Genomic DNA, 24,813 nt, shown 5'->3' on the forward strand with positions numbered 1-24,813 from the left:
TTTTGTTTTGTGCTTTTCTGGAATCTTGCCGGTTTAAACTCTTGCCATCTTGAATCAAAATATTGTATTCTGGCACTATTCAGACAAAATTTCTTATTTTTCCAGCCAAAACAATTCCAATTGCAAATTCCTTTGCTTGCCCAGTCTTGATCTCCCAATTTTATGTCCTCAAAACTTCTTATCAGATTATCACTGATTTTCAATTACATGGTATTCGCGGTACTGCTGAATTCCGTGGGGGCTGTCATTCTTCAGGTACAGCGGACTTTTGATGTGACCAAGGCGGAGGCTTCTTTGCTGGAAGGATTCAAGGATTTGCCGATTGCCATTTTCTCCTTTATTTTCGCCTCATTTTTGCCAAAACTCGGAATCCGAAGGGGGATGCTGGTTGCGCTTCTTGCGGTAGCGGCCATTTGTTTTTTGATGCCCTTGATTGCCGATCAGTTTTGGTATTTCAAATTGCTTTTTGCCGTGGTGGGGATTTCCTTTGCAGTGATCAAGGTCAGTGTTTTTGCAACCATTGGTTTGGTCACCGATACTCCTAAAGAACACAGCAGTCTGATGAGTACCATCGAGGGGTTTTTCATGGTGGGAGTGCTCTTGGGCAATGTGTTTTTCAGCCTTTTTGTCAATGATGCGGACCCAAGTTCGGCCACTTGGCTGAACATCTATTGGTATTTGGGTGCTTTGACGCTGCTAGCAGCCTTGCTTCTGTATTTTAGCGAGATCAATGAGTCTGCATCCAAAAGGGACAGCACCCTATATTCCAATGAATTTATGGAAATGATAAAATTGGTTGCCAAGCCATTGGTGCTGGTTTTTGCAGCGTCGGCGTTTTTGTTTGTCTTGGTGGAGCAAAGCTTTATGACTTGGACACCTACCTTTTACCAAGAAGTATTGAAAGTTCCTGCCAGTATGGGCATACAGGCCGGGGCGGTTTTGGCAGGTGCTTTGGCCTTGGGTCGTTTGTTGGCGGGGCTCCTGCTGAAAAGGGTCCATTGGTTGACGGTGACGTTGACTTGTACGGTTTTGGTGGGATCCTGTGTCCTTTTGACTTTGCCCTTGACGGCTGATTTGCCAGAAGCCACTACGACCATCACCTGGTTCAATGCGCCCTCGGTGGTGTATGTTTTTCCCATTATGGGTTTGTTTCTCGCTCCGATTTATCCCACTATCAATTCCGTGGTATTGAGTGCATTGCCCAAATACATGCAGAGTTCGATGTCAGGTTTGATTGTGGTTTTTTCTGCTTTGGGCGGGACTACCGGATCCATCATCACCGGCAATATGTTTGAGGCCTATGGGGGAACCACCGCCTTTTATTTCTCGCTTATTCCCATCCTACTTTTGTGTGGAGTATTGATATTATTGAACAGACAAGTAAATAAAAACGCATGAAAACTCCATTGACACCTGAGACGATGTATGGCGAGTTGTTTGAAGCAGTGCAACTGGGCGGGGTTTTTAAAGATTCGAAGATTTTTGTGGATGCCATTCCCCAAAAACCCGTAGCGGAAATTCTTCGGGACTTTCGGGAAAGTCGGCACCATGAGGGTTTTTCCTTGGTGGATTTTGTCAGGGAAAATTTCAAGACCCAAGCAATTGTGGACTCCGCTCAACTTCCAAGGGATCTTCCTTTGGAAGAAAGGCTGCACCTCCAATGGGACCTACTCGAAAGAGCACCGGATCAACAGGTCGAAAATTCCAGCCTGATTCCATTGCCAAAGGCATATATCGTGCCCGGGGGAAGGTTTGGTGAAATCTATTATTGGGACAGTTACTTTACGCTTTTGGGATTGAAAGTTTCCGGAAAAACTGCACTGATGGCATCGATGGTCGATAATTTTGCCCATTTGATAGAGACGGTGGGCCATATTCCGAATGGCAACCGGAGTTATTTCATTTCCCGAAGTCAACCTCCTTTTTTCGCCAAAATGGTAGAATTGTTGGCGGAAGTGATGCAGGATGAAAAAATCTTCCTCCAATACCTTCCCGCAATGCTGAAGGAATATGATTTTTGGATGGCTGGGGCGGATCAATTGAATACCGGAGAAGCAATTTCCCGGGTAGTGAAGTTTGAGGAGAACATTTATCTGAACCGATATTATGATGACCTGGATACACCGAGGCCGGAGTCTTTTGTGGAGGATTTGGAATTGTTGGAAAGTGCTGGAAACACCCCTGAGCTTCTCCGCCAAATCCGTGCAGCATGCGAATCCGGTTGGGACTTCAGTTCCCGATGGCTCAAGGATCCAATGGAATTGAAAAGTATCGAAACCTTTGATCTCCTTCCCGTTGACCTGAATGTCTTGATGGCAGAGATCGAAAGGATCATTGCCAAATCCCTTGCCATTTCCGATAGGATCGCGGAAGCGGAGGCGTTCGTTCAGAAATGGGCCAACCGCAAAAAGGCAATTCAGCAGCATTTTTGGGACGATCGCTCCGGGCTTTTTTTGGATATCCATTGGAAAACCAAAGAGACGGTCTATAGGCCTTCACTCGCAGCGTTTTTTCCACTTTGGACGAATGTTGCCCATGAAAGCCAGGCAGAAAGGGTACTGGAGTACGCCGAAAAGAATTTCCTGAAACCGGGTGGTTTGGTCACCTCCAACCAGTATTCCGGACAGCAATGGGATGCCCCCAATGGCTGGGCTCCTTTGCAGTGGATCGGGTTTTTGGCAATGCGCAATTATGGCAATAATGATCTTGCGCTGGATCTGGCCCATCGCTGGACCCAGCTGAATGAGCAGGTATTTGAGCGGACAGGAAAGATGATGGAGAAATACAATGTGGAAGACCTCAGTCAGGAAGCCGGAGGTGGCGAATATCCGGTTCAGGATGGATTCGGTTGGACCAACGGGGTTTTTCTGGCGATGAAGGAATGGATGAAAAAGGCGCAAAAAACCAAATTATATTAGCGTTTGCATTGACGGTCCAATGGCTGTACTTTCTCTAAAGCTGAAAAAACACAAAGACCTTTATCAAAAAACGAATGTCCTTACTCCTTCATATTTCCCTTGCCATTCTTTGGATAATTGTAAGTACTTCCAAACTTAAAATCCACCCTTTGGTGGCATTGATCGTCGCTTCGGTTTGGGTGGGAATGGCAGCGGGGATGGATTTTTTGAAGGCGTTGGATGAATTTACCAAAGGCTTTGGGGGATTGATTGGGCAGATTGGATTGATCATCATTTTGGGCTGTATCTTCGGTATTCTTCTTGAAAAAAGCAATGCCGCCGTCCGGCTGGCCAATGCTTTATGGGAAAGCGTTGGAAAGAAAATACCGGCGCTCAGCACTACCTTTATGGGAGCTGTGGTTGGCGTGCCTGTTTTTTGTGATTCGGGATTTATCCTGCTAAACCCCATCGGGAAAAACCTTGCCAAGACATCCGGGATTTCTCCATTGACTTTCAGCTTGTCCCTTGCTGGGGGATTGTACCTTTCCCATATTTTGATTCCCCCGACACCCGGACCCTTGGCCGTGGCTGGGATATTTGGCATGGAAAATCAATTGGGTTTGGTGCTTTTGTTGGGGCTGATCATCATGATTCCAGTGCTTTTGGTGATCAGTTGGTGGGCAGGAAGGTACAAGAAGGTTTTTCCTGAAAACCAAAATCCCAAAACAACTCCCACCGAAAATGTGGTATCGAATTCTCAGCCTGCTGTTTTTTGGTCGGCGGCAGTACTTTTGGTGCCTTTGATGTTGATTGGACTGGGAAATCTTTCCGGGTTTTTTGAAGGCGAGCTGCTGAACAAAACACTCAAAATCATGGGGAACCCATTGGTGGCCATTTCGGTAGGTTTGTCTATCGGCTACGCCAAGCTCCGGGATCCCGAAACGCAGAAGAGCCTATTTTCGGAATCCTTCGCAAAAGGGATCGTCATTGCAGGACCAATTTTGGTGTTGACGGGAGCGGGGGCTGGATTTGGGGCCATTCTGAAGCAAATCGGCTTGGAAGAGATTTTCAGGGAAATGAATTTGTCCGCAACATCAGGATGGATATGGTTGCTGGTTTGTTTCGGATTGGCGGCATTTCTGAAAACTGCCCAGGGTTCAAGCACTTCCGCCATGATCATTGCGGCTTCCATCGCTTTGAGTATCATTCCGGCCGGACTTTTGGAAAACGCATTTTTCACCAGTTTGTGCATTTCAGCGATTGGTGCCGGTGCCATGACCGTTTCCCATGCCAATGACAGTTATTTTTGGATTGTCAAGGAATTTACTGGGCTTACTGTCAAAGAAGCCCTGAAAGCCTATACACTTTTGACGGGTTTGATGGGGATGACGACGCTGGCAATGGTGTTGCTTTTGAGTTTATTTGCAGGGTAGATTTAAGAATAAAGGGGAAATGAGGATTGAAAAAATCGCTTAATTCACTTATATTGTGTGGGTTAATAAGAAGTGAGGAAAATGGAGGAAATGGTTTCGTATATTTTACTTTTTCAAGCCAGCCGTGATTATTTTGTTAATCCCGGTAGCCAATGAAGGCAAAAACAAATCCCATAGCCGAATCCAAAAACAAATCCAGTCAAGCGGGCCCAGTGTCTTCGCCTGGCTTTTCATCAAGTTCCTCCCAGATCAGTATTTCGGACAACAGGGAGCAAACGGTTGCCCAAAAGGAGTTTTTGGGCATGGCCACCCATAGAAAATATTCCACCAATCCAATTTTTAATGTCAGCGTGGAAGCCAAAAACCCACCTCTTCAAAAAACCGGTTTTCCCCTTCCCAAAAGCGCTCAGTCCCCTATTCAACTTAAAAGGAAAGAAGTATTGGTGACAGGGCTATCGCATCTTGTCAAGATCGAGGGCCATACCATTTACGGTGGAGAGGAAAAAGAGGAAGTTTATCAGGGTCAGCAATTGGAAATAGGGTCCAAAAAAATCCTGTCCCGAAGAGGTCCAAACCAGGAGGAATTTTCAGCAGAAGACAAAGATGGTCCCCATCATTATCCTTGGTACAAGGTTTACAGTCTCGATGGGAAAAACATTTCCAAAAAGGAGCTTTATGTGAGAGAAGATGTCTTTGTCCACGCCACTCCTGAAAAGGGAGAGCACCGCATAGACAAAGTGAAAGATACCGTAGATGCCATCACTGCGGTTCCGGCAACATTTATCGGCAATGAAGGAATTACGGGATTGGCGGACGTATTGAATGACAAGACCATTCACACCCGGACTTCCGGTGGGCCAAATGCTACCGAATCAGGAAAAGCCCATGCTGCCAATATGGGCATCGTGGGGGACGGCATCACCGGTTTATCAGGCTTGTTGGGTATGGCCAAGGGCTTCAAGGATCTGGGAGACCCTGAGGCGAAGTTGGCAGACATCATAGAGGCTGCATTGACGATCGAGCAAGGGGCCATGAAAACCGGGGAGGCAGTTTCAAAATTGGTGCATACGGCGTCCAAAAGCACTTCTCCGACGGATGCCAGTAGATTTGGTTCGGCATTTGAGGGATTTGGATCTGCTTTTAGTGGAATCAAAGAGGGTTTTGAAGGAATGCGTGTGCTCGTCAACCTGATCAACAAACACCAAGATTATAGCACTGAGGAAAAGGCAAAAGCCAGCGGTGAAATCGCATTGCATGCATTAGAATCGGGAAAAAGCATTGTGCTTACCGTGAAGGCATTTATAGAATTGGTCGATACGGGTGGGGCTTCCGGGCAGCTCATGGCGGCAGTGCCGGGGTTGGACATCGCGATTTCTGCCGGTAAAATGATCATGCAGGGATATTATTTGGCGATTTCCAATAGCAACAGGAATTCCATGAATATCAGGAGAAATGAAATCTCCGGGAATTCCCCAGAGAGGAAGGCCAAGCTAAAGCAAGCGTCAGAGTTTTACCGGGTCATGGATGCACGAATAGCCAACAAAAAGGAGGTTATCAAAGAGGATAAAAAAAGGAAGGGAAATTTCGAGGCCAATACCGCCAAAAGGTTTTTTGCTGAAAATAGAAAGAAACAGGAGCTGGAATCAAGGATTAAAAAGCTGAACAAGGAAATATCCATATTGGAGAAAGAAGAATTTGAAGGAGTGGGCAGGGAAGAAGTGGCGGAATTTACACTGGCGACCGAACTGAAGGATGCAAATAAAAAGAGGGTAATCCGTCAGGGCATCCATCTTGCCACGGAAATGGCCAAGATTGCGGGATCGATTGCCACTTTGACCGGAATGGGGGCTGCTGCAGGAGCAGGAATCAAGGGAGCGGCTGCTGCAGTGGATTTGGCACTTCCGGCCACGAGAATGGCCAAACAGGCTGGCAGGGATCGTGCAGCCAGAAAAATCGCCAAGGGGAAATTGGAAGAGGAGAAGGGCGTTTTTAAATTTGACCAATCCAAATCTACTGCAGCCAAAACCGATTTTAGAACCAAACAAGTCAAACATTTCATGAGGCTTGCCGTCGGCTTGGCTTACAAAGACCCTCAGAAAGAACAAAAAGATTTTGAGGATGTCCTACTGTACATCAAGGCGAGTGGCGTAAGCAAAAGAAAACTTTTCAGAAACAACGGAAATCCTCAGGAACAAATCAAACTGTTGCTAGAGGCGATTACCACAAGAGAATTCATTTAAATCGAAGCATGGCCATACTCGCGAAAATTCAAACAGCAGCTGAGAAATTAGGGTACGAAACCCAACTTTATCCTCAATCGGAAGAGCACCCTTTGGAATTGCTGGCATTGACGGTAGGAGAGGACGGAGAAGAAAATAAATATTTGGGCATCACCGTTTACCCTTTGGATGAAGAATTGGAGGGGTCCCAGTTTCTGCAGTTTTTTTACGAATATCCCCAAAAGATTTCAGGCGATCAAAAAGAGCGGTTTAGAATAAGGCTATCGGAACTCAATCGACTACTGCCACTGGGTCATTTCAACTTCAATGAAATGGAAAACAGGATTTATTTTAAATATGTCCTTGTTTTGCCCAACGAAAAAGAAGTTGATCTGGCTTTTTTGAATGATCTCCTGGACATGTGCCTTTTTGCTATTTCCCAAAGACCAAGCCTTTGATTGCTCTTTTGTGCCGGTTTTTTTTAAAACCCGTTATATGCATTGCCTATTCAATTTCAGGGAGTGATTTTAAACAATGAGGTATTTGTACAATATTTTTGACTTCATCCAATCGGTGCTATGCCTTTCTTTCCAAAAAGTCTAATTTTCTTGCAGTTTCAATCCTATTAGGAATTTTACCGCATATTTCGGGTTCATCCCGTTTTGTGTCGGGTTTTAATCCTCCTTTTTTTCATCTAGGCTTTTTGATTTTTCTATTTTGAATAGGTCCGAATCGACAATCAAATCCCTTGAAATCGCATCCCTAGCGGCTTCGGTGGTATCTGTGACGAGCATCATGTCCACACCGAGGGCCCGAACTTCAGCCTTTATTTTTTCCAAAGCGGCATGCCGCCCAGGATCCACATCCCGGATGTACACCACTTTCACCCTTCCCGGATAATCTTGGATCACCTGCAGGTAGATTTCCGGGTCATGCTGTCCAGAATCCCCGATCAGAATAAACTGAAGGTGCCGCTCGATTTCAAAAATTTTCTCGACCTGCAAAAGCTTGTGCTCAGAATGGCTCCCCGCAATAAATTGTTCTCTGGACAATCCCAGGTCTCGAAGCATCAGCGGTCCACGAGGGATATCGTGGACATTCAAAAACTCCATCAAAAAATCATAAAGATTCCAGGGAGAACTGGAGATGTAAAAAAAAGGATTGCTTTCAATGCCGTCATTGCCTTTGGCCAGTGCCTGATAAAATGCAGAAACCCCTGGAAAAGGAACCCTTGAATGTGCATTGCCAAAAAAAGTGGTCTTCAGCATTTCCCAAATTCTGGTTGCGCCCGTGGGGACGATCGTGTCATCGATATCAGAGATGATCCCATACTCCACATTTCCCGAGGGCATTAGGATCCTGTTTTCAGCCCTGACTTCGCCCTGTTTTGGGATGATTTGATCGAGCAAGGACAATTGTACCTCATGCCAAAGGCCATTTGGTACAAAAGAAGCCGTAATGGGGAGATGAAATTCTGCATAGCCTTCCTCATCTGTCTCAGAAACCTGCTCCATCCCGTGAAACGTGGCTTTTACCCTTGCGCCAGGAATCTGCCAGGTCATAAAGCGCTTGTACATTTTTTTGAAGTTTCTCCAAGAGCTGTCCTCCAATTGGGAAATCCCGATTCCCCTGTCCCTGATCACACGCACCACAAAATGGATTTCATTTTCGTTGCCAAAACCTTTGTAGGGCATGATCATCAGGGACCTGACCAAACCCAACCGGATGCCTATTTTCAGTTTGGCTTTTGCCAGGGCGAGTTTCAGGAAATAAAGACGCGGAAGGATAAATCTTTTGGTTCTGGACAAGGGGATGTTGTTTTGGTAAAAAACAAAGATAAAAATTAATCGGATATTGGGGGTTTGTGTTTTTCATGGAGGCAATGCCCATCGAACACGATTTTTAACGTAGCTTTTTCCAATGCACGAATTCCCTGGACCGATTTGGCGGTTTCGGTTTTTCATTCCTTCAATCTCCCAAATCTATTCCTTACCTTTGCACCATGGACAGTAGCACAAAGAGAGACGTCAGGAAACTGACACTGGAGCAGTTGGAAGAATTTTTCATCGAAAAAGGAGATAAAAAATTCCGGGCCAAACAAGTGTATGAATGGCTTTGGCAAAAATCCCTGAAGAACTTCGACGACATGTCCAATATCTCGAAAGAGACCCGTGAGATGCTGAAGGCCAACTTCATCATCAACCATATCCGGGTGGATGAGATGCAGCATTCTTCGGACGGGACCATCAAAAACGCGGTCAAGCTTTTTGATGATAAAATCGTGGAATCGGTCCTGATTCCCACCTCCAAGCGAATTACAGCCTGCGTATCCTCACAAGTGGGTTGCAGCTTAGACTGTAATTTCTGTGCGACGGCACGCTTGAAGAGAATGCGAAACCTCAATCCTGATGAAATCTACGACCAGGTCGTGGCCATCAAGGAAGAAGCCGAAACTTATTTCAATCGCCCGCTGACCAATATCGTTTTTATGGGAATGGGTGAACCCTTGTTGAATTACAGCAATGTGATGGAAGCCATAAACAAGATCACTTCACCTGAAGGGTTGGGCATGGCGCCGAGAAGAATCACGCTTTCGACTGTTGGTATCCCAAAGATGATCCGGAAAATGGCGGATGATGGCGTCAGGTTCAACCTCGCGGTGTCCCTCCATTCTGCCATCAATGAAACCCGGAGCCGACTCATGCCCATCAATGAGGTCAATCCCATAGAGGATTTGGCGGAGTCCTTGAAATATTGGTACCAACACACCAAGAGTCCCGTCACCTATGAATATGTCATTTGGGAAGGCATAAACGATGACGAAATCCACGCAAAAGCGCTTTCCAAATTCTGTAAAATCATCCCCTCAAAAGTCAATATCATCCAGTACAATCCCATCGATGAAGGCGAATTCCGTCAAGCATCCAAGGAGGCGGTCGACATGTACGTCCGCATTTTGGAGGGTAACGGCATCATCGCCAAGGTCCGAAAATCCCGTGGCCAAGACATCGACGCAGCCTGCGGACAGTTGGCCAACAAGAACGAATTGACTGCCTAGTTTAGGGCGAAATGATTTTCATGGATGTATTTTTTGTTAAGTCAAAATGATAGAATTTGACTGAAAAGTTATATTGGATTAAAAATCACAATTAATCGTAAATTTTTTAAGAAGATTGTGAACTATTTTATTATATAGTTATATTGTGTGCGGATTTAAGCATAGGAGGGCAAAGAAGGGGGGAGTGAACCGAAACCTGTTTTTGCCGTTCTACCAATTGATCGAAAACCCAGCAATTGAAATACCTCTCACAGATTAACTCTTTGATTAGCATGAAAAAAATACAGTATGTTTTACCCATTTTTATTCTCACTTTTTTTATTTCATCGACTGCTTTCAATTCGCGTTCCGACATCAACGAATTGACCAATAAGATCATTTCCCTATTGGGGAATTACGTGGACGATGTGCCGGAGGAAAAAGTTTTCCTCCATCTCGACAAACCGCTTTATGCAGCCGGAGAGGATGTCTGGTTCAGTGTTTATCTGACTGCAGGCAGTCCTGACATCCCTTCCCCATTGAGCAAAGTGGTGTATGTGGATCTTTTGGACAACGATGGAGTCCTTCTTCAACAAAAGACCATCCAAATGGAAGCCGGTCATGGTTTTGGTGATTTCAAATTGGACAATTTTACCAGAGAAGGAATCTACCAAATAAAGGCCTACACACACTGGATGAGGGGTTTTGGGGAAGATGCAGTTTTTTCCCAGACCATTGAAGTGATGGAGCCTTACAACTTGAAGTTTCAGCCTTCGGTAGTATTCGAAAAAACAGCGAATGGCGATGGGGTTTCCTATCGTGCTGCCATCAGTGCGCTGAACCGATCGCTACAGCCACTATCCGGTGAGACGCTGACGTATGCACTGCTTTCCAAGGGAAAAGTCATCGAAGAAGGAAATGTGGTATTGGATGCCGATGGCAAAAACGAACTTACATTCCAAATTCCATTGAGCCAGTTGCAAGGCGTGGTGGCTTTGTCACTCTCTCTTCCAGAGAATGCCGAATATTCCATTTCCAGAAAGTTTTTATTGCCGTTTCCCCTCCAATCCATTGATCTTCAGTTTTTGCCGGAAGGGGGAGATTTGATCGCTGGGTTCAACAACAAGGTCGCCGTGAGAGCCATTTATCCAGACGGGTCCCCAGCCATTTTGGAGGGAAGTCTCCAAGCTGGGCAGCAGGAAATCCTTTGGCGTACCAACGAGAGGGGGCTGGGTTCCTTTGAGTTCAATCCTGTCGCAGGCGAAAAATATACTGCCAAAATAAGTGCGCAAGAAGGAGGGTTTTCCAAAGATTTGCCAAGGGTTCTCGAAAAAGGCGTCAATCTGTCCGTTGACAACAGCAAGGAAGGTCTCGTCAATATATTGATCCAGGCGGCAGGTTTCAACTCTATATCTCCATCGGGAGAAGGTTTGCTGGTGGTTCATGCCAGGGGAAGGATCGGACACATGCAAAAAATCGACCTCAGGAATGGTGTGACCGGAGCAAGGATCAACAAATCCCAATTGCCTCCGGGTATCAATCAAATCACTTTTTTCGAACCTGAAGGAAATCCTTTGGCAGAGCGGCTGGTATTTGTTCCCTTGGATCAAACGGTGAAAATAGCACTTGACGAAGGGAAAATGGAAACTTCACCAAGAGCAAAAAATACTTGGAAGCTCAGTTTGGAGGGTGATAACCTCGAAGGGGGCAGTTACAGTATTGCGGTTACCGATGCCAATGAACTTCCCTACGGATCGGTGAGCAATATCATATCCTATCTCAAGTTGGAATCCGAATTGAAGGGAAACATCCACCAGGCACATGATCTCTTGGGTCAATCCCATGACGATGCAGGGATTGATTTGATCATGTTGACGCATGGTTGGAGAAGGTTCAATTGGGATACACTTTTGGCGGAGCAGTTTGACAATCCAAACTTCATCGAACAGGGAATCAATATTACCGGGATGGTAAAGCCGAAGACAGACGGGAAACGTGGGTTGACCGGAGGAAATATCAATGTGTTCAGCAAGGGAAACCAGGAAGACTTTATGATCGTGGATTTTGCCGAAAACGGCAAATTCATCATCGACGATTTGGCAATTCAGGATACCACGCAGTTGATCCTAACGGCAAATGACAAGCGGTATAAGGAGTTTGTGGAAGTCTCTTTGGACGCACCTTTGGCCAAATATGTGACATGGGAGGGATTCAAGCCAGCTTTGAGAAGTTTTGAATTGAATCCTTCCCTGAGGGATTATTTGACCAACGCCGAAAAAAGAAGACAGGCATCCGCTGCTTTTGACGAAATGGAAGCCATCGATATCGATGAGTTTGTGGTCCAATCCCAAAAAATAGATCCAGAAGAAGAAGTCATCAGCAGGGTTTACGGTAAAGGGGACAGGACCATCAAGCCTGAGGATATTGGAGGCCTTGACGGATTTTCGGATGTTTGGCAGATGCTGCAGGGCAGGGTGGCCGGCGTTCAGATCAAGCCAAGCACCATGGGCGGAGCACCCAGCATTACCATTAGGGGAACAGGTTCTGTCAGTGGGGTGGGCCCTATTTTCTTTCTGGACAATGTGCCGGTGGAAGCCTCGCTGATCAGCACGATCAGCCCAAGGGATATTGCCGCGATAGACGTATTCAAGGAGAGTGCCAGTTTGGCCATTTTTGGATCGGGGGGCGCTGGTGGTGCCATCGCGATATACACCAAAAAAGGTGGAGGCATGCAAAGTCTTGGTGAAGGGGTTTTCAATTTCCGTTATCCGGGGTATTCCACCTCCAGGGAATATTACATGCCGAAATACGATACCGAAACGATCGCCAAACCCGATTTCAGGTCTACACTTTATTGGAATCCAAAGATTAAATGGGAGGGCAACAAGGCTTCGATTTCTTTCTACAACAATGATGTGGTTAAAAAATACAAGGTGATTATCCAGGGAATGGACAATTTGGGAAGACTCACCTATTTTGAAAAAATAGTCACGCCCTAATACATTCTCTTTTGGGGCGGGATTCTTATCCCATAAAAAAAGCCGATAATAATGACCTGAACAAGGTTTTTAGGATCGGCTTTTTTATATTGAACAGCGATTCAACCCGAAATATGCATGAGCTTAGCCAATGGGATCATCACTGCAAGAAAATCAGACTACTTGAAGGGCATCGGATATTGCCGATAGGGTGAAGTCAAAATGGTTAACAAAGACGGATTCGTAAGCGATTTCATACTCGAATTGGTAATGTAGGACACGGGTTCAAAAAAAAAGAATATGAAGAAAGGAATATTTTCAATGGTTTTTTGCCTTATGGCTTTGAGCATTCAGGCTCAGGAGCAAGGGGAAGTGAGAATCCAGGCGGGTGGAGATTATAAATTGACCATAAAGGATTATGGAAGCCATCTGGGTTTTGAATATTTCTTTGTGGATAAATTTTCCTTGGCCCCAACGCTTACGGTGTGGTTCCCGGAGATTGGAAACTCCTTCAACATGAATGTGGATTTGAGGTATTACTTGACCGAAGGTGTTTCCCAACTTTACATAATGGGTGGCTACAACAATTATTGGATCAATACCCAACCCGGAGATCCAGGATTGTCACAGACTCGGCCCGGGGCCAATTTCGGTGTTGGAGCCTTTATCAAGGCGACAGAAAGATTTGGCTTCAATACCGAATTCAAAATCCAAAGCCAAAATACCAGATGGCCGGTTTTCAGGGTTGGTGCGGTATATCTGCTGAACTGATTTTATTTTTTGCTGAATTCAAAAAGCTTCCGCTTTTCTTCCTTGCTCAGGGCTTCATATCCCTTTTCCGCGATTTTGTCCAGGATCTGATCGATTTCATCCTGCGTAGCGATCATCTGGGGCTTGCTGCTGGTAGGTGCTGGTTTTGAGACTTTAGAAGCGGTAAAATCACTTGGCCCCGAATGGGTTTTTTTGCGGTAAGAAACTTTCACTTTGGGGGTATTCCGGAAAAGATTCTCAAAGAACCGGCCGACGGCCTGAACAGGTCTTCCCCAGTCATTTCCTTTTTGCAATTGCCAAATATAAAAGAATCCCAAGGCGGCTCCACCCAGATGGGCGAGTTCCCCTCCGGCATTGCTCCCGATGGAATTGGCAAAGGCTATCACCACATAAAAGATAGCGATGTACTTGATCTTCACAGGGCCGAGGAGCAAGAGATGGAAGGTGGTGTTCGGGGCAAGTGTAGCCGCACCAACGACAACGGCATAAACCCCCGCACTTGCGCCAAGCATTTTGGAAGTAGCCAATACTTCGCTGAAGAGTGGGGAGATATTGTAAATCAACAGGTAAAACAGCCCACCGGCGATACCGCCCAAAATATAAAGATTGGCGAGTTTTCGACTGCCCAGATATTGATGGACCAATAGGCCAAACCAATAGAGGAAAAGCATGTTGAACAAAATATGGAAAATCCCCTCATGCAAGAACATGTAGGTGATAATGGTCCAGGGTTGTAGCAAAAACTGAGGGATGTCGGCGGGCATCATCAAAAGATTGATGCCCGTTTTGTATGCAGTACCTGCGCCTGCAAAAGTCATGAATACACGAAACACCAGGACCGTAAAAAATACCAGCAGATTGATCGCCAGAATTTTATACAAGCTGTTGTCGCTGTGCTTAAAAGCGTTTTTTAAATTGTCCCAAAGTCCACCGTACATAATCTCCTCAATAAAATTCTTTTCTGTTTTTCTTCCAATAAAAGACCATTCCCGCCCCGATCACCAAACCACTAAGGTGGGCAAAATGTGCGACATTGTCCATCGGATTACTGTTGATAACGTTATAAACCGTATAAAGTCCATAAAATAAAACCAAATACTTGGCCTTGACCGGCATGGGGGGAAAGAGGAGGAACAACTGTGTATTGGGAAACAACATCCCAAAGGCAATCAACACCCCAAACAATGCCCCCGAAGCGCCTACCATCGGAATATTTGCCTGGATTTCCCTTACTCCCATAAGGTTTTCCTTTGCTCTTTGAACAAGGCCAGGGTCCTCTGGATTCCGGCTATAGGCATCTACAAAATCATAAACACCGGATCTGAACAAATGTCTATTGTCTTTCACAAAATCATTGAAACGATCAGGGCTGGGGTCGCTGTAAAACTGGCTGATTTTATCATCCAATTGGGACATCCTGTAGGCGGTATAACCCGAATACAACAAACCTGAACCCACTCCACAGACCATCCAAAGTGCCAATATTTTCTTTGGTCCCAGAAACTGTTCCAGTAAAGGTCCAAAGATAAACAATCCAAACATGTTGGAGAACAAATGCCAAAAATCAGCATGCATAAACATGTAGGTCAGAAACTGGCTCGGAAAAAACCGGTTGCTTTGCACATAGTAAAGTGCAAAAAAATTCTTGAGCTGGGGCATGAAATAAGTAGTGATGACAAAAGCCCCTACGGTGACCAGCAGAATATTTTTTACAACAGGTGTTAAATTTTTAAACATTTCTTATCGATTGAAAAAGGTGTGTATCTTATTTAAATCCAGTTTGACGAAGGTTTTGTTTCCCGAAAGTCCATAATTCGGGTTTTGGCAAGCAAACAACTGCCCAACCAAAATTTCCATTTCGGGAGAACTCAGGCGCGTGCCTTTTTTGGTGGAGGATTTCTTGGCAAGTGATCTGGCCAGGTTTTCCCTTTTGTCTATGGAAAGCTCCGCTTTGAAATGTTTGAACTGCTCCAACAAGCCCTCAAACAAGCTCTTTTCATTGTTGACTTGAATGTCCGCAGGCACGCCTTGGATCAGGATGGTTTCCTTGCCAAACTCTTCTATCACAAAGCCCAGGCTGTTCAACTCTTCTTTCATGTCAAAGACCAAGGAGAAATCGGCTTGGCTCAAATTGATTTGCTGAGGGAAAAGGCATTGCTGTGAGGACCCCGAGGCATTGTCCAATTGACGCTTGTACCGTTCGTACAAAATCCTTTCGTGGGAGGCCTGTTGGTCCAAGATAAGCAAGCCCGAAGACATTTGCGCCACGATGTAATTGAGTTCCACCTGAAAGGTCGTGCCAGTGGTTTCGGACTCGGTTGGAAAAGCCAAAGAATCCCTGCTTCCCAATTCGCTTGCCTTAGAGGGAAACGTCAGCACATCATGGTCATCATCCCTGGAAATCCTTTGCTCTTCGGTCATTTCTGAAAAATTGAGGTTGCCTTCAAAGAGTTTTTCCCAACCCGAAACATCCTGTTTCTTGAAGGTGGAGGTGTTGAAATTTTTATAGCTGTTTTCGCGACTTACATCCTCCTTTTTTTGTTCGTCATGCTTCCAGTTTTCTGTAAAATTGACGTCCAGGCTGAAATCCAGTGCGGGCACGACATTGTGTGCGCCCAAAGCTTGTTTGACCGCGGACCTCACCACTGCGTAGATCGTCCGTTCGTCATCAAACTTGATTTCCGTCTTGGTCGGATGGACATTGATGTCGATATGGGAAGGGTCTATTTCCAGGAAAAGAACATAAAAAGGCTGCATGTCTCCGCCCATCAATCCTTCATAGGCATGGGTGACGGCATGGTGGAGATAATTGCTTTTGATAAATCGGTTGTTGACAAAGAAAAACTGCTCGCCTCGGGTTTTTCTGGCATTTTCGGGTTTCCCCACATATCCCTTTACAATCAGGTGGGGCGTATCTTCCTCACAGGGAACCAGCTGTCCTTGGTAGGATTTGCCAAAGATCCCCGTGATGCGCTGACTCAATTTTCCCGGAACCAAATTGAAAAGGTCCATGTCATTCTGCATAAAGGAAAATCCGATTTCTGGATAGGAAAGGGCCACTCTTTGGAATTCCTCCACCAAGTGTTTCATTTCCACAGGATTGGATTTCAGGAAATTCCGTCTTGCGGGTACGTTGAAAAACAAATTTTTGACGGAAATGGATGTTCCGGTGGCCGCCGAGATCGGCTCCTGTTTTTTCACTTCGGAGCCTTCCACTTGGATCAGTGTTCCGAGTTCATGTTCGTCTTGGCGGGTTTTCATTTCCACTTGTGCCACTGCGGCGATGGAAGCCAAAGCTTCCCCTCGAAACCCAAAAGTCCTCAGCGTAAAGAGATCCTGGGATTTCTTGATCTTGGAGGTAGCGTGGCGTTCGAAGCTCATTCGGGCATCGGTCAGGGACATCCCTTTTCCATTGTCGATCACCTGGATGAGGGTTTTTCCCGAATCCTTGACCAATACATGGATCTGCGTAGCACCTGCGTCCACGGCATTTTCCAACAGTTCCTTTAGGGCTGATGCGGGACGTTGGACGACTTCACCCGCTGCGATCTGATTGGCAATGGCATCGGGAAGAAGTTGGATGATGTCGCTCATCTTCTGGCGGGCTTTTTTAATCTAAAAAATGCCACCAATAGGACGATGACGAATATCCCAATCGCCAATATGTAGAGGGCTTGTAGCCCATAATAGACATATCCCATTCCACCTCCGATGAGGAGAACGATGATCAAAAGCCTCATGAAACCGGTATTGTTCATCACTGAACTGCCGCGGCCCTTGATGGGTCCACCTTGGGTAAAGGCGCCTCTTATTGAAGAGCCGTAATTGCTGTGAAAGGCTTCATCCATCTCTTCATCCGACTCCAACTTCCCATCGGCCTGAAGCTCCCGCTTGATTCTGGCTGTCCTTTGTTCTATCTCTTCCCTGACCGGATCGTAGTACCTGGGTTTGATATCAAAGCGACTGGGACTCGCGGAGCTGAAGATGGATGGAAATTTCATGATAATGATAGATTGAATTGAAGAGAATTACGTTGATAATAAAACTTGCTTCCTTTTGTCAAATTTGATGGCAGAAGCCGGTTTTTTTTCGTGTAAGTTTGTACGGAACATCGTATATTCTACAAAGTTATTTTAATATTCAAGCAATAAAAATTAAACAATGGCATGAGGAGAAAAGTTTGGACTGGTTTTTTTGGATTGTTTGTCATTTTCCAAATTTACGCATTTGTTGGAAAAGGAGGCGAGGAAATTAAAGACCCACTTGAATCCAGAGACCCTTTGGTCACCAAAGACCACAGAAGACAAATGGAATGGGTGGACAGCATTTTCAACCACCAATCCTTTGAAGAAAGGCTGGGACAGCTTTTCATGGTCGCTGCCTATTCCAATAAAAATGAAAGCCACAAACAGGAAATTGCCAAATTAATCAAGGAGCAGCATTTGGGGGGATTGATTTTTTTTCAAGGAGGTCCGGTAAGACAGGCTGACCTGACCAATTATTACCAATCCATTTCCAAAACACCCCTTTTTATCGCCATGGATGCTGAATGGGGCATCAGCATGCGCTTGGATTCTGTCATGGCCTTTCCCAAAGCAATGACACTCGGTGCCTTGCCGACGGAAGAGCTGATCTACGAAATGGGCAAGGAAGTGGCACGCCAATTCAAGGAAATGGGCATGCACATCAATTTTGCGCCAGTGGTGGATGTCAACTCAAACCCCAAAAACCCGGTCATTGGATACCGTGCATTTGGGGAGGAAAAGCGTTTGGTGGCCAGAAAATCCATTGCCTACATGAAGGGCCTTCAGGACCATGGGGTGATGGCCAATGCGAAGCATTTCCCAGGGCATGGAGATACGGAAACAGATTCCCACTATTCCCTTCCCTTCATCAAACATTCTGAAAGCCGGATCAAGGATATCGATCTTTATCCCTACCGGGAGTTGATCGAGGAAGACCTCATGAGCGTGATGGTTGCCCACTTGTACATCCCGAGTTTGGACAGTGAAAAAAACAAAGCGACCACGCTTTCGAAGTATGTGGTCACCGACCTGCTCAAAAAGCAGATGAATTTCAATGGATTGGTCTTCACCGATGCGCTTAACATGAAGGGTGTGAGTAGTTTTTACAAGCCTGGGGAAGTGGATTTGTTGGCATTGCAGGCAGGGAATGATATCCTGCTTTATTCCCAAGATGTCCCAAAGGCCAAAGCCATGATCATCCAGGCCATCGCTGAAGGAAAAATCAGCCAGCAGGAAATCGATGACCGCATCATCAAGGTGCTCAAAGCCAAATACTGGGCCGGGCTTCACCAAAGGAAAAAAATAGACACCAAAAAGCTGGTGGAAAGGCTGGGTGGACCTTCCACCGAATTGCTGATCGAAAAACTGTATGCGGATGCCATCACAGTGACCTCCAATAAAAACGAATTGTTGCCGCTCAAAAACCTCGATCTATTGAATATGGCGTCCCTGACCATCGGTGGAGACGGGAAGATTTTCCAAAACAAGTTGAGCAAATATGGCAAATTTGATCATTACGAAGTCCCGAAAGGCTCCGATGCCGCAAGCCTGAAATCCCTTGAGGAAAAACTTTCCGCCTACAATACTGTGGTGGTAGGTTTGATGGGTGTCACCAACAGCACCACGAGGGAATTTGGAATCAATTCCTCGGATATCAATTTGATCGCCAAACTCGGGCGGGAAAAAAACGTGATCACGGTCCTTTTTGGGAATTCCTATTCCGCAAAATACCTGAACGGAGTTCCGCACAATATACTGGCATTCGAAAACAATGAATTTACCCAACGATTGGCTCCTGAAATCATCTTTGGAGGAAGGGACGCCAAGGGAATCCTTTCGGTCACGGTGAGCGAAAACCTCCTCATGGGAAGTGGAGGGTATTTAAAAGGATTGAACCGATTGTCCTATACCCTTCCCGAAAGCCAGGGAATGGACAGTCGGGAATTGGCGAAGATCGATGAGGTGATGGAGAAAGCGATCGCCAAAAAGGCAATGCCCGGTGGGGTAGTCCTGGTGGCCCACAAGGGAAAGGTGGTTTTCGAAAAGGCGTATGGATATTATGATTATAAAAAATCACAAAAAGTAACCACTGAGACCATATACGATCTTGCCTCGATCACCAAGGTGCTCGCGACAACCCAAATGGTCATGTTTTTGGAGAACAGGGGCTTGATCGAAATGAACAGGCCGATTTCCAGGTATTTGCCTGAATTGAAAAATACCAACAAAGGAGATATGATCCTGAGTGACATCATGGCCCACGAGGCAGGGTTGGTGGCTTTCATCCCGCATTATGCCAAGACTGTGGAAGCCGGATCATGGAAAAAAGAGTATTATCAGGACAAGCCAGATGTGCAATATGCAATGGCAGTATCCAACGACATGTATGGAATCAGTTCCCTCAAGGATAGCCTTTGGCGTTGGACGGTGGACTCCAATGTCAAAAGCCCGGAACCAGGCAAGAGAAACCACAACTATGTGTATTCAGATCTGACGATGTATTTGATGCAGGCCGTTGTCGAAAGGATCGTCAATCAGCCGATGGATGAGTTTATGGATCAAAATTTCTATGGACCGTTGGGGCTTTATACCTTGGGCTTCAATCCCGCAAGGAAATTTCCGGTATCCGATATTGCTCCTACAGAAGAGGACGTCACTTTCAGAAAAAGAATGGTCCAGGGATATGTGCATGATCAGGGAGCGGCAATGTACAATGGCGTAGCCGGACATGCGGGTCTGTTTGGAAAGGCAAACGACTTGGCAGTGATGATGCAAATGATGCTTCAGGGCGGAGAATACGGAGGGGTCAACTTGTTTGAAGAAAAAACAATCAAGCAATTTACAAAAAGGCAATCCTCCCAAAGCCGAAGAGGCTGGGGTTGGGACAAACCAAACGTCGAAAAAGGAAATGGAGGGAGTGCTGGAAATTTGGCTCCCAAAAGTACCTTCGGGCATACTGGATTTACGGGAACCTGTGTATGGGCTGATCCCGACAATGATTTGATTTACGTGTTTTTGTCCAACCGCGTGCACCCCGATGCCAACAACAATATTTTATTGAAGGATGGGGTAAGGACCCAGATTCACGATATCATTTATAAATCATTTGGGAAATAATCTAGGAAAATTGCCTTCGAAATATGCGTTAAGGCATTTGTAATCATGGATTTAATGTATTTTAGTGGAGTCGTATTTTCCCGGGTATTTCAAATCCTTTGAAATCAAATCAATTGGGGTCAATATATATTTTCGTAATTTTGAACAAAAATCAGCCTCATGCGTGTTTATAGGCTATTGCGTCAAATTTTGAACTGAATTTATTTATGAAAATCGGAATCGTTTGTTACCCAACCTTTGGAGGAAGCGGCGTTGTGGCCACGGAACTTGGAAAGGCCTTGGCCAAGGAAGGGCATCAGATTCATTTTATTACCTACAGACAGCCTACCCGTCTGGATTTTTTCAGCGAAAACCTTTTTTATCATGAGGTGGACATCAAAAGTTATCCTCTTTTTGAGCATGCTCCCTACGAACTGGCCCTTGCCAGCAAAATGGTGAATGTGGTCAAATATGAAAAGCTGGATTTGCTACATGTCCATTATGCGATTCCCCATGCCTCAGCGGCCTATATGGCCAAACAGATCCTGAAGGAAGAAGGCATCCATATCCCAGTGGTCACCACTCTGCATGGAACCGACATCACCTTGGTGGGCAAGGATCCCAGCTATGAGCCCGTGGTCACCTTCAGCATCAATAAATCCGATGGTGTCACTGCAGTTTCCGAAGATTTAAGGAAAGCCACTTTTGAGCTTTTTGATATCAAGACAGAAATCGAAGTCATTCCCAATTTTATAGATTTGGAACGCTTCAAAAGGCAGAAAAAGGAACATTTCAAACTGGCCATCTGTCCCCTTGGGGAAAAACTCTTGGTCCATACCTCCAATTTCCGAAAAGTGAAGCGGGTGGAAGATGTGGTCAAGGTGTTTTATGAGGTGAACAAAGTCACGCCTTCTAAACTGCTGATGGTAGGAGACGGACCTGATAGGGACAAGATGGAAAGGCTTTGCAGGGATCTCGGTATTTATGACGATGTGCGCTTTTTGGGGAAACTCGAAGCCGTGGAAGAGGTCCTTTCTGTTGCCGATTTGTTTCTGATGCCTTCAGAAAAGGAGAGTTTTGGCTTGGCGGCATTGGAAGCAATGGCATGCGAAGTTCCGGTATTGAGTTCCAATGCCGGAGGGATCCCAGAACTGAACATCGACGGTGTTACCGGATTTGTCTGCAATATCGGGGATGTCACCACCATGACGCAAAAAGCCTTGGAAATTCTCGACGATGCAAATCTTCCGGGCTTCAAAGCCAGGGCCCTCGAACGTGCAAAGGTGTTTGACATCACCAAAATCCTCCCCCAGTATGAAGCTTTCTATCACAAAACCATTGAAAGAAGTTTGAGATTATTAGAAAAAGTTGATTAAAATCAACAAAATAAATCAAGGAATAATCATACAAAATACATTATTTAAAATTAAATTTACATATCTTCTTTGAGCAAAATAAGCTGTTGGCAAAACTAAAAATTTCTATTGTTTGCCTACAGCATTCTTTGAACAAAAAAATCATTTGAATACAATGAAAAAAATAGGAAGGTTGGATAGACCCGACAACAGCGGTTCTGCACACATGTTCGAAAGTCCGGTCTTGGAGAAAATGTCCAGGACGCATATCAGCATACCCATCGTGATGTTTTTGGTCATTAGCACCATTTCTTTTTATTATGCCTTGACCAACACCGAAATCCAGTTGGGTGTTGGGCTGTTGATTTTGGCTTCGGGATTGTTTGTTTTTACATTCGTGGAATACATGATGCACAAGCATTTTTTTCACATGGAGCCGGATACACCCGTAAAAGATAAACTTCAATATTCTGTCCATGGTGTTCATCACGATTACCCAAGAGACAAAGATCGATTGGCCATGCCTCCTTTTGTGAGTGCTGCCTATGTGATCATATTCTATTTTGTATTTACTTTCCTGATGGGAGATTATGCACTGTATTTCCTTCCGGGATTCTTGATTGGGTACACGGGTTATTTGGGTGTACATTATATTGTCCATGCATTCCAGCCGCCCAAAAACTTCCTGAAGGTACTTTGGGTCAATCATGCCATCCACCATTACAAGGATCCTGATGTGGCTTTTGGCGTGAGTTCTCCTCTGTGGGATATCCTTTTGGGTACGATGCCAAAGAAACAATAAGCTAAATTCCTTTTTCAAAAAGATTGAATGAAAAGAATGAATGATCTTCCAGGAGAGGAGATCATTCATTTTCAAAGTGAGAAACAAAACCTATCCAGAAGATTATTCAAAAATCGATTCTGGATATTGTTCATGTTTTGTTTTTGAGCGCATGAACAATTGAATCACAATACGTCCATCTGGTTTCTTCATTTAATATTGCGTCCAAATAGAGACCGGACATTTAAAAACCACAGCACAAGTACAGTTTTTATGAATACAAAAATTATTAAGGTGTAGGGATCATTCATTCAAGTCTACGGATTTACAATCCCTGCCGAAGCGTATTTAAAACCCATAGGCAATGGAATATAATCTAGCGGAAATTTATTTCGACAACTTGAACAAGCGGGCTCCCCTGCTTGAGAAAAAAATGAATGATTTCATCAATGGAATCTCTGATCCAAACTGGGAAAAAGTCCTTGATTTTTTTAGAGACAGGTTCTTCATTGATTTGCCTTATTTGCAGTCTCCCTGTTATGGATTGATTTACCCGATCCAAAAGGTTTTCCATGACAAGGATATCGATCAGATCCATTTCAATTTGTTCTTGAGTATCGAAGCACCCATTTTCACTGCCTATTATGTCGCGATGGAAGTGGATAACGGCGGGGATGCAAAAATCACCCTTTTTTCCGATCAAGATTTCCAGCCCGATGGCTTTGATTTTGATGCGGCCATAAAACATGTCATTTCGGTTTATCCTGACCACCAATTTGTCAGTCACAAAGCACTTTTTGCAGAAAAGGTGGACTGGGGAATTCCCTTGAATGGAGCCAAATCCGAAGAAGGCAGCTATCCCTTTGAGTTTTTATTTGATCAATTTTATGGGCAATTGGACCAATTAGAAGTGGAAGAATAGTATTTTGAGGGCATGAAAAAAATCTCGGTTATTGGGCTGGGTTGGCTGGGTGAACCTTTGGCCAAGCAGTTGATCAAAAAAGGATATCATGTGATGGGAAGTACCACTTCCCCGGAAAAGCAGGAAAGATTCGAAAAGCAAGGCATTCCTTCTGCCTTGCTTTCTTTTGTACCCTACCCCGAGGGCGTTGATTTCCATCCGCTTTTTGAGACGGATTTGCTGATTGTGAATATCCCGCCAAGGTCACGGACTTTTCCCGAAAGCTTCCATCCCGAGCAGATCAAATACATCAAAGCCATGGCCACTCAGGCAGGCATCAAAAAAATCATTTATGTCAGTTCCACCTCGGTGTATCCAGATGCCAATCAGGAGGCCAGGGAATCGGATCCCCTGACTTTGGAGAATACGGGAAATAAAGCGCTTTTCAATGCGGAACAGCTCCTGTGGCAAGACAAAAACTATGACCTTACCATCATCCGGTTTGGAGGGCTTTTGGGCGTGGACCGGATTCCGGGAAGGTATTTTTCGGGAAAAGAAAATGTCGTTGGCGATAGCCAGGTCAATTATATCCACCGGGATGATGCCGTTGGCCTCATCGATTGGGTCATCGAGAAATCGCTTTGGAACGAGACTTTCAATGGGGTCTGCCCAATTCATCCGCGACGAAAGGAGATCTACGAAAAGAATGCCCTTGACATGGGAATGGCTCCGCCAAGCTCTTATGCTGCTGAAGGGACCAGCAAATGGAAAGTGATTTCCCCCCAAAAAATACAGGATACTGGTTTTGCATTCAAAATTCCAAATCCTTTGGATTTTTGGTATGTGGGGTGAGGACGGGAGACAGGGGACGGGAGACAGGGGACGGAAGACGGGAGACGGGGGACGGAAGACGGGAGACGGGAGACAGGAGACGGGAGACGGGGGGTGACGATGCCTGAAATCCACTGACCACTTTTGTTAACTGCACACTCAGGGATATTGTATAGATTACATCTCGATTCTGAGCTTTTGTTTGGCCTTAAAATGATGGGGCTCGATGCCCCACCATTTTAATCATTTGCGTCGACTGACTCTGTCATCTTCGCTCTTGTTTGGCTCTGTGAATATATCCATTTTTTTTCAAACATTTCTGGTGACATTCTAGCCAACGTCGAATGCGGTTTTGAGGAGTTGTAGAGTTTGACTGTATGGTCAAGTTCCCTACTCAGTTCAGGTAGGTTGTTGATGTTTTTGAATCGGAGATATTTGTTTTTTATAACCCCGTTCAGACTCTCTGCCATCGCATTTTCATAGCAGGAT

The 24,813-nt window shown here is 45.2% G+C and carries 19 protein-coding genes; 13 read left to right on the top strand and 6 right to left on the bottom strand.

The window, feature by feature from the left end:
* Nucleotides 1-162: 162 nt before the first annotated feature.
* From F824_RS0102865 to F824_RS0102885, 5 genes are all read left to right on the top strand, one after another.
* A complete protein-coding gene (locus F824_RS0102865) occupies nt 163-1,398 on the top strand; it encodes an MFS transporter (protein ID WP_026333461.1) in 1,236 nt (411 codons plus the stop codon).
* The gene (treF, locus tag F824_RS0102870; protein ID WP_019596344.1) at nt 1,395-2,918 is read left to right on the top strand and encodes an alpha,alpha-trehalase TreF; all 1,524 of its coding nucleotides are present in this window, start codon (nt 1,395-1,397) and stop codon (nt 2,916-2,918) included. Before F824_RS0102865 ends, treF begins: the two co-directional genes overlap by 4 nt.
* Before the next feature lie 74 nt (nt 2,919-2,992).
* Entirely contained in the window at nt 2,993-4,330 is a 1,338-nt protein-coding gene (locus tag F824_RS0102875; protein ID WP_019596345.1) for a GntP family permease, read from the top strand.
* A 152-nt stretch (nt 4,331-4,482) separates the two neighbouring features.
* Nucleotides 4,483-6,570 (top strand): hypothetical protein, encoded by a 2,088-nt coding sequence (locus F824_RS0102880; RefSeq protein WP_019596346.1) that lies wholly within the window; start codon nt 4,483-4,485, stop codon nt 6,568-6,570.
* 8 nt (nt 6,571-6,578) lie between these two features.
* The gene (locus F824_RS0102885) at nt 6,579-7,007 is read left to right on the top strand and encodes a type III secretion system chaperone family protein (protein ID WP_019596347.1); all 429 of its coding nucleotides are present in this window, start codon (nt 6,579-6,581) and stop codon (nt 7,005-7,007) included.
* Nucleotides 7,008-7,223: 216 nt separating this feature from the next.
* Here the strand turns inward: F824_RS0102885 and F824_RS0102890 are convergent, their stop codons facing one another.
* Complete coding sequence (locus tag F824_RS0102890) at nt 7,224-8,357, bottom strand: App1 family protein (protein ID WP_019596348.1); 1,134 nt, start codon at nt 8,355-8,357, stop codon at nt 7,224-7,226.
* 194 nt (nt 8,358-8,551) lie between these two features.
* Between F824_RS0102890 and rlmN the strand changes: the two genes are divergently transcribed.
* From rlmN to F824_RS0102905, 3 genes are all read left to right on the top strand, one after another.
* The gene (rlmN, locus tag F824_RS0102895; RefSeq protein WP_019596349.1) at nt 8,552-9,607 is read left to right on the top strand and encodes a 23S rRNA (adenine(2503)-C(2))-methyltransferase RlmN; all 1,056 of its coding nucleotides are present in this window, start codon (nt 8,552-8,554) and stop codon (nt 9,605-9,607) included.
* 272 nt (nt 9,608-9,879) lie between these two features.
* Nucleotides 9,880-12,585, top strand: a complete 2,706-nt coding sequence (locus tag F824_RS0102900; protein ID WP_019596350.1) for a TonB-dependent receptor plug domain-containing protein — start codon at nt 9,880-9,882, stop codon at nt 12,583-12,585.
* A gap of 279 nt (nt 12,586-12,864) precedes the next feature.
* Nucleotides 12,865-13,335, top strand: coding sequence for a hypothetical protein (locus F824_RS0102905; RefSeq protein ID WP_022582319.1), 471 nt, complete (start codon nt 12,865-12,867; stop codon nt 13,333-13,335).
* A gap of 2 nt (nt 13,336-13,337) precedes the next feature.
* On the opposite strand, the gene F824_RS0102910 is transcribed toward F824_RS0102905, so the two are convergent.
* The 4 genes from F824_RS0102910 to F824_RS0102925 are packed head-to-tail and all read right to left on the bottom strand — an operon-like array spanning nt 13,338 to nt 17,336.
* A complete protein-coding gene (locus F824_RS0102910; protein WP_019596353.1) occupies nt 13,338-14,273 on the bottom strand; it encodes a rhomboid family protein in 936 nt (311 codons plus the stop codon).
* Between the two features lie 7 nt (nt 14,274-14,280).
* On the bottom strand, nt 14,281-15,072 hold the full coding sequence (locus tag F824_RS0102915) for a rhomboid family intramembrane serine protease (protein ID WP_019596354.1): 792 nt from the start codon (nt 15,070-15,072) through the stop codon (nt 14,281-14,283).
* 3 nt (nt 15,073-15,075) lie between these two features.
* The gene (gene mutL / locus F824_RS0102920) at nt 15,076-16,929 is read right to left on the bottom strand and encodes a DNA mismatch repair endonuclease MutL (protein WP_019596355.1); all 1,854 of its coding nucleotides are present in this window, start codon (nt 16,927-16,929) and stop codon (nt 15,076-15,078) included.
* Nucleotides 16,926-17,336 (bottom strand): hypothetical protein, encoded by a 411-nt coding sequence (locus F824_RS0102925; RefSeq protein WP_019596356.1) that lies wholly within the window; start codon nt 17,334-17,336, stop codon nt 16,926-16,928. The genes mutL and F824_RS0102925 overlap by 4 nt, the downstream gene beginning before the upstream one ends.
* Before the next feature lie 165 nt (nt 17,337-17,501).
* On the opposite strand from F824_RS0102925, the gene F824_RS0102930 reads away from it, so the two are divergent.
* The 5 genes from F824_RS0102930 (at nt 17,502) to F824_RS0102955 (ending at nt 24,345) form a co-directional block, all read left to right on the top strand.
* Nucleotides 17,502-20,477 (top strand): glycoside hydrolase family 3 N-terminal domain-containing protein, encoded by a 2,976-nt coding sequence (locus F824_RS0102930; RefSeq protein ID WP_019596357.1) that lies wholly within the window; start codon nt 17,502-17,504, stop codon nt 20,475-20,477.
* A gap of 206 nt (nt 20,478-20,683) precedes the next feature.
* On the top strand, nt 20,684-21,832 hold the full coding sequence (gene bshA, locus F824_RS0102935) for an N-acetyl-alpha-D-glucosaminyl L-malate synthase BshA (protein ID WP_019596358.1): 1,149 nt from the start codon (nt 20,684-20,686) through the stop codon (nt 21,830-21,832).
* A gap of 154 nt (nt 21,833-21,986) precedes the next feature.
* Nucleotides 21,987-22,613: a sterol desaturase family protein gene (locus F824_RS0102940; protein WP_019596359.1), complete on the top strand. Its 627-nt coding sequence runs from the start codon at nt 21,987-21,989 to the stop codon at nt 22,611-22,613.
* A gap of 343 nt (nt 22,614-22,956) precedes the next feature.
* A complete protein-coding gene (locus tag F824_RS0102950; protein ID WP_019596361.1) occupies nt 22,957-23,514 on the top strand; it encodes a hypothetical protein in 558 nt (185 codons plus the stop codon).
* A gap of 12 nt (nt 23,515-23,526) precedes the next feature.
* Entirely contained in the window at nt 23,527-24,345 is an 819-nt protein-coding gene (locus F824_RS0102955; protein ID WP_019596362.1) for an NAD(P)-binding domain-containing protein, read from the top strand.
* Between the two features lie 218 nt (nt 24,346-24,563).
* Here F824_RS0102955 and F824_RS0102965 read toward each other — a convergent pair.
* Nucleotides 24,564-24,813: integrase core domain-containing protein (locus F824_RS0102965; protein ID WP_019596364.1), on the bottom strand; the 250-nt coding region annotated here is incomplete at its 5' end.

This window comes from Rhodonellum psychrophilum GCM71 = DSM 17998, assembly GCF_000381545.1.
In the GTDB taxonomy this organism is placed as follows: domain Bacteria; phylum Bacteroidota; class Bacteroidia; order Cytophagales; family Cyclobacteriaceae; genus Rhodonellum; species Rhodonellum psychrophilum.